The sequence below is a fragment of the Faecalicatena sp. genome (assembly GCF_058819085.1).
The window spans coordinates 1-6,625 of the sequence record NZ_JBZUUL010000047.1 but is presented as its reverse complement, the minus strand read 5'-3'; the positions used below and the strand labels follow the sequence as shown (position 1 = coordinate 6,625).

Here is a 6,625-nt window from a genome sequence, read left to right as displayed (position 1 = left end):
TGGCATAAATTGCTATTTTGTTAGCTGAAATATTGAATTTTCAAGGTGCGAAGCCCATTTGGGGTATGGGAAGTCTTAGTTATTGATTATTGGATTTTTTCTGCTTATTAAAGGCGCGGATTTTTTTGTGGACGGAAGTTCCAGTGCCGCTAAACTTCTGAAGGTTCCGTCCATTGTGATCGGACTGACTGTTGTTGCATTCGGGACAAGCATGCCGGAGGCATCCGTCAGTATTACGGCAGCACTCCAGGGAAAGAATGACCTGGCAGTGAGCAATGTGATCGGTTCGAATATATTTAATCTTATGGTGGTATTGGGAGCGAGTGCGATCGTGCAGCCGATGAGGGTGAAATGGTCGATCTTAAAACGTGAATTTCCGTTTTCTATCGTCATTACAGGAATTTTACTGCTGATGCTGACAGGATTTAATTTCCAGGATGCTCTGGCCGGTGACCGGGAATTCGTTCTGACAAGACCTTGTGGGATTTTTCTGCTTGTCTTGTTTGTCGGGTTTGTGATATCTGCAGTGATCGATGCTTTGTACTCCAGAAAGAAGATCGCCGAGTCCGGGGAACCGGAAGAGGAGTACGAAGCGCTGACACCGCTGCGCAGTGTGATCTATGTTGTGATCGGAATTGCCGGCATCATTATCGGCGGTGATTTTGTGGTGGAGAGTGCATCAGATATTGCAGCAAGCTTTGGATTAAGCCAGACATTTATCGGTTTGACCATTGTGGCACTTGGAACTTCCCTCCCGGAACTGGTGACTTCCATGGTGGCTGCGAAAAAGGGAGAGAATGACCTGGCTCTGGGGAATGTTGTGGGATCTAATATTTTCAATATCCTCCTGATCCTGGGAGCATCCGCATCGATTGCACCGATCACGGTGAATGCCCTTGCAGTGCAGGATACGGTTATCCTGATCGTGGGAAGCCTGCTTGTCTATATCTGTGCGATCAGCAAAAAAGGGCTTTCTAAGCTGGAAGGGTTCATGTTCCTTCTGTTTTACGCAGTATTTTTTGTATATATTCTAAAGAGATAATGTGTTCAGTTACATTGCTTTTTTGAGGGATTTCTATTATACTTTAAGTTAAAGCGGCTTGACCGGGAAATATGTCCTTGCGGGCTGCGGCTCAGGACAGCAGGACAGTCCCGCAGGCAGTAGATTCCCGGAACGATAGGGAATTAAACAATAGGTGGCAGATAGGCAGAATTGAAGCCTTGGAGCGAAATAAAGTTTAGGTGAGGTAAAATGGAAAATCAAGATTGGGAGAAATTAGGCGAAGATATCAGCAGGACGGTCCAGGAGGCGATAGACTCCCGGAACTATAACCGCCTGAACCAGACGATCACAAATACGATCAGTGGCGCCATGGATACATTGGAGAAGAGTCTGCACAATGTCGGGGACGTTGTGGATAAGACTGCGCGGAATTTTCAATATCAGTCCCGCCCCCACGGCACACAGTGGGAGAAAAAGGGGTATCGGTATAACCGGCAGCAGGAACAGAACATGTACCAGGGGAGATACCAGGGAGGCGAAGCGAAGCGGGCCGGTACTTACCAGCAGAGACAAGGCGGTGCTTTTAACCAGGGGCAGCAGACTGCATACAGCCAGGGAAGCCGGGCCGGATACAGATCGTCAGAACAGCGCGCGTCACAGACGGAAGTGCCGTCTGCTCCTATGAAGCGTCAGGAATTGTTTGCAAAACCGACCGGGGCAAAGGTCGGCGGCATTATCATGACGGTTATGGGATTCTCCATAGGAATCTCAATGCTGTTCACTTTAGGAGCACTTGTCACAGGCATCCTTTTATCACCGGAGACGATGCCTCTTGGCATATCTGTTATGGTGATACTGGCGGTATTGGCAGGGATATTTACTGTCGGGGGATGGATCCTGGCAGGGGCAGGTACTTCACTTTTAGGAAAAGCAAAGAGATACAGCCGTTACCTTGGCATGCTTGGAGAAAAGGAATACTGCGAGATCAAGTATCTGGCAGATAACATTAAGAAGTCCAGTAAGTTTGTGACGAAGGATATAGAAAAGATGATCCGTAAGGGCTGGTTCAGACAGGGACACTTAGACAGCCAGAGGACCTGTCTGATCACGAGCAACGAGGCATATGAACAATATCATGATCTGATGGAACGCATGGAAAAGCAGAAGTTAGAAGAGAAGCTGAACCGTGAGCAGCAGGCTAAGGAACAGGAAAAGCAGGCAAAAGACCAGAAGAAGCTGGATCCGCAGGTGCAGGAGATCATCCGTACAGGGGATGAGTATATTAAGAAGATCCATGAGAGTAATGATGCGATCCCAGGGGAAGAGATCTCTGCGAAGATTTCCCGGATGGAGGTATTGGTGGACAGGATCTTTGACAGGGTGGAGCAGAATCCCGAGAGTATTTCTGATATCCGCAGGCTGATGGAATATTATCTTCCTACGACAGTAAAGCTTCTGGAGGCTTATGAGGAATTAGATTCTCTGCCGGTCCAGGGCGAGAATATTATTACATCTAAGAATGAGATCGAAAAGACACTGGATACTTTGAATGTGGCTTTTGAAAAGCTGCTGGACAGTTTGTTCCAGGATACAGCGTGGGATGTATCGTCTGATATATCTGTGCTGAATACAATGCTTGCCCAGGAAGGGCTGACAAAAGATGATTTTTAAATCAGGTTTGGAGGAGAGACTATGAGTAATGAATTTGAAGCATTTGCAACAACCCCCACATTGACACTGGAGCCTTTTCCGCAGGAAAAAAAGGCCGTTCAGCCGGTTCCGGAAAAAGAAGAGGCATCTCTTGACGACAGTATTTTAACTGAAGAAGAGAAGAAGGCAGTGGATGCCTTTGTCAGCCAGATCGATCTGACGAATTCTTCTGTCATCCTGCAGTATGGTGCGGGGACGCAGAAAAAGATGGCGGACTTTTCAGAGTCTGCACTTGAAAATGTAAAGACGAAGGATCTGGGCGAAGTGGGTGACCTGCTCTCAGGTGTTGTGAGAGAGTTGAAGGATTTTGACGAGGAAGAGGAAAAGGGCTTCCTGGGTATCTTTAAGAAGACCTCCAATAAGATCAATGCCATGAAGGCTAAGTATGCCAAGGCGGAGACCAATATCAACCAGATCGTGAAGGTACTTGAGAATCACCAGGTGCAGCTTCTGAAAGATGTGGCGATCCTGGATAAGATGTATGAAGTGAACCTGACTTATTTTAAAGAGCTTTCCATGTATATCCTGGCAGGTAAGAAAAAACTGAACCAGGTGCGCAGCGAGAATCTGCCGCAGCTTCTTCAAAAGGCACAGCAGACAGGGCTTCCCGAGGATGCGCAGGCGGCGAAGGATCTGGACTCTATGTGCAACCGGTTTGAGAAGAAGATCCATGATCTGGAGCTGACACGTACCATCTGTATCCAGACAGCACCGCAGATCCGTCTGGTACAGGGGAATGATACCCTGATGGTGGAGAAAATCCAGTCTACAGTTGTCAATACGATCCCGCTGTGGAAGAGCCAGATGGTGCTCGCTCTGGGTGTGGAGCATTCCGCACAGGCAGCGGCTGCCCAGAGAGAAGTGACGGATATGACGAATGAACTTCTGAAACGCAATGCCGAGAAGTTAAAGATAGCGACAATTGAGACCGCAAAAGAGTCTGAGAGAGGCATTGTGGATATTGAGACCTTGAAGAACACGAATGAATCTCTGATCTCTACCTTGGATGAAGTGATGAAGATCCAGCAGGAGGGCAGACAGAAACGCCAGGAGGCAGAACGTGAGATGCAGAGGCTCGAGGGTGAGCTCAAGCAGAAGCTGCTCCAGGTACAGGGATAAGGCATTTCGGCCTGAAGTCTTGACAAAATATGGCTTTTCGAGTAAAATCACAGATACTATGAGCGATGAACGGGATTAGTATATACTTAGAAGTGCCGCAGAGAGGGAGTATAAAGGTGCGAGGCTCCTGCATGGAAGGTATAGAACCGGCCCGGGAGCTGCTGTGGGAAACCGCGGCGTAGAACCGGCGTTAACGGTGTATGAGTGAACTGTGTCAGAGTATGCAGTTAATTAGGGTGGTACCGCCGAGACTTTCGGTCCCTTTTTTGGAGGGAAGAAGGCTTCGGCGGTTTTTTTCTTCCCCGAATATGAAAAGAACGAGGCACATGCCCCGGAGAATGGAAAAGGAGACATATTATGGCTAAGGAAAAGAAATTAGTTGAATCGATCACATCGAGAGATGAAGATTTCGCACAGTGGTATACGGATGTCGTACGCGAAGCAAAGCTGTGTGATTACTCAGGTGTAAAAGGATGCCTGAACTATCTGCCAAACGGTTATGCGATCTGGGAGAATATCCAGTCAGACCTGGATAAGCGCTTTAAAGAAACTGGAGTAGAGAATGTATACCTTCCAGTTTTGATCCCGGAGAACCTCCTTCAGAAGGAAGCCGACCATATCGAAGGTTTTGCACCGGAAGTGGCATGGGTCACACACGGAGGACTGGAAAGACTCCAGGAGAGATTCTGTATCCGCCCGACATCAGAGACATTATTCTGTGACTTATGGAGTAAGACAGTACAGTCCTACCGGGATCTGCCGAAGGTATGGAACCAGTGGTGTTCTGTGCTGCGCTGGGAGAAGACGACAAGACCGTTCTTACGTTCCAGGGAATTCTTATGGCAGGAAGGACACACCATCCATGCAACATATGAAGAGGCAGAGCAGAGAACCCTGACTATGCGCGATGTTTATAGAGATTTTATTCAGGATGACCTGGCGATCCCGCTTATCTGCGGACGCAAAACAGAGAGTGAAAAATTTGCAGGAGCGCAGGATACCTACACTGTAGAAGCGCTGATGCATGATGGAAAGGCGCTGCAGTCAGCAACCAGCCATTTCTTCGGAAGTGCATTCCCGGATGCGTTTGAGATCAAATATGCAGACAAGAATAATGAACTGCACAGCGTGTACGAGACCTCCTGGGGATTGTCCACAAGGATCATCGGTGCGATCATTATGGTACACGGAGATGACAGCGGACTGGTGCTGCCGCCAAGGATCGCACCTGTACAGACAAGGGTGATTCCGATCGCACAGCATAAAGAAGGCGTTCTGGACAAGGCCAATGAACTTCTTGAGGCATTAAAGGCTGCCGGATACAGAGCGAAGATCGATGATTCTGAGAAGAGTCCGGGATGGAAGTTCAGCGAGCAGGAGATGCTGGGTATCCCAACAAGGATCGAGATCGGACCAAAGGATATCGAAAATAATCAGGTAGTAGTCGTACGCCGTGACACAAGAGAGAAGATCGCAGTATCCCTGGATGAGATCACAACAAAGCTGGCTGAAATCCTGGAGACGATCCAGAAGGATATGTTCAACAGAGCAAAGGCATACCTGGATTCCCATATTGATACTGCAGTCACCATGGATGAGATGAAAGAGAAATTCCAGGAGAACCGTGGATTCATCAAAGCAATGTGGTGCGGAGATGAGGCATGTGAGGACGATATCAAGGCACAGACAGGCGGGGCATCCTCAAGATGTATACCGGATGATGAGGAGCACCTCTCAGATGTCTGCATCTGCTGCGGAAAACCTGCGAAACATATGGTATACTGGGGCAAATCATACTAGGAAATGAAGCAGAAGGGGTGAGGCACTTTTGCAAAGGGGTCTGACCCTTTTGCAGAGGGGTCTGACCCCTTTGAACAAGACGAAACAATAAAGTTGACACGGAGGCGATGAAGATGAACAGGGAAGAAGCATATAACATTCTTACAAAATACATGACTGGAGAGAGATTTCTCCAGCATTCTTTAGCAGTTGAGGCAATTATGAAGGGGATCGCAAAGAGGATCGCGCCGGATCAGGTGGAACGCTGGGGAATCGTCGGATTGCTGCATGATCTGGACGAGGAGCAGTGTGAATGGCAGGAGCATCCGGAGGTGCACGGACCGACATCTGTGGAAATTTTGAAAAAAGAAGGTATAAATGATCAGGAATTGTTCGATGCTATATGTGCGCATAATCCGGCATCAGGTGTGAAAGCGCATACGAATCTCCAGTATGCGGTACTGGCGGCAGACCCGATGAGTGGATTTTTAAAAGCGATCGCCCAGATCTACCCGGACAAAAAGATCGCAAGCGTAAAGCATAAATCAGTCAATAAGAGATTCCGCGAGCTTCGGTTTGCATCAGGAGCGAACCGGGATTATATGGAAGCGATCGAATTTACCGGATTGACTCTGGATGAGTTTATTGACATTGCATTGGAAGAAATGTGCAGTATTGCGGATGATTTGGGATTATAAGAGGTGTTATAGGTAAAGTTGCTGCTGCACGCTTACTTTGGGCGTGCGCGGTAAAGTAAAATTGCAAAAACTTCAAGAAATTAGCTGTAAATCCCTTGACTTTCCCGAAAAAACGTAATAAACTAATTTAGCGTGCACAAAGGCAGACTGTTTTTGGTGCGCAAATCAAGATAATTACGATTATCTGCAACCCCTTACCACATAAGTGGGAGGTAACGAAGAATCATAGGAGGTGAAAAAGAATGCCAACATTTAACCAGTTAGTTAGAAAAGGACGTCAGACTTCTGAAAAGAAATCTACAGCACCGGCACTTCA

At 47.6% G+C, this 6,625-nt stretch carries 5 protein-coding genes, 1 pseudogene and 1 other annotated feature; all 6 genes and pseudogenes read left to right on the top strand.

Annotation, left to right across the window (positions count from 1 at the left end):
* Positions 1 to 82 precede the first annotated feature (82 nt).
* Positions 83 to 1,042 carry a calcium/sodium antiporter gene (locus tag AC4OGX_RS20305; RefSeq protein WP_493332633.1) on the top strand — a complete coding sequence of 320 codons (960 nt, stop codon included), beginning with the start codon at positions 83 to 85 and terminating at the stop codon, positions 1,040 to 1,042.
* Positions 1,043 to 1,252: 210 nt separating this feature from the next.
* The gene (locus AC4OGX_RS20300; RefSeq protein ID WP_493332632.1) at positions 1,253 to 2,674 is read left to right on the top strand and encodes a 5-bromo-4-chloroindolyl phosphate hydrolysis family protein; all 1,422 of its coding nucleotides are present in this window, start codon (positions 1,253 to 1,255) and stop codon (positions 2,672 to 2,674) included.
* Between the two features lie 21 nt (positions 2,675 to 2,695).
* A complete protein-coding gene (locus tag AC4OGX_RS20295; protein WP_493332631.1) occupies positions 2,696 to 3,832 on the top strand; it encodes a toxic anion resistance protein in 1,137 nt (378 codons plus the stop codon).
* Between the two features lie 56 nt (positions 3,833 to 3,888).
* Positions 3,889 to 4,098 (top strand) — a binding site (T-box leader).
* 91 nt (positions 4,099 to 4,189) lie between these two features.
* The gene (gene proS, locus AC4OGX_RS20290) at positions 4,190 to 5,632 is read left to right on the top strand and encodes a proline--tRNA ligase (protein WP_493332630.1); all 1,443 of its coding nucleotides are present in this window, start codon (positions 4,190 to 4,192) and stop codon (positions 5,630 to 5,632) included.
* Between the two features lie 113 nt (positions 5,633 to 5,745).
* Entirely contained in the window at positions 5,746 to 6,309 is a 564-nt protein-coding gene (locus AC4OGX_RS20285; protein WP_493332628.1) for an HD domain-containing protein, read from the top strand.
* A 242-nt stretch (positions 6,310 to 6,551) separates the two neighbouring features.
* Positions 6,552 to 6,625: pseudogene (locus AC4OGX_RS20280) on the top strand (30S ribosomal protein S12); the annotation flags it as partial.

Excerpts from the sequence above, each read along its gene's own strand:
- AC4OGX_RS20300 (WP_493332632.1), top strand. The coding sequence starts at position 1,253 with ATGGAAAATCAAGATTGGGAGAAATTAGGCGAAGATATCAGCAGGACG.
- AC4OGX_RS20295 (WP_493332631.1), top strand. The coding sequence starts at position 2,696 with ATGAGTAATGAATTTGAAGCATTTGCAACAACCCCCACATTGACACTG.
- proS (WP_493332630.1), top strand. The coding sequence starts at position 4,190 with ATGGCTAAGGAAAAGAAATTAGTTGAATCGATCACATCGAGAGATGAA.
- AC4OGX_RS20285 (WP_493332628.1), top strand. The coding sequence starts at position 5,746 with ATGAACAGGGAAGAAGCATATAACATTCTTACAAAATACATGACTGGA.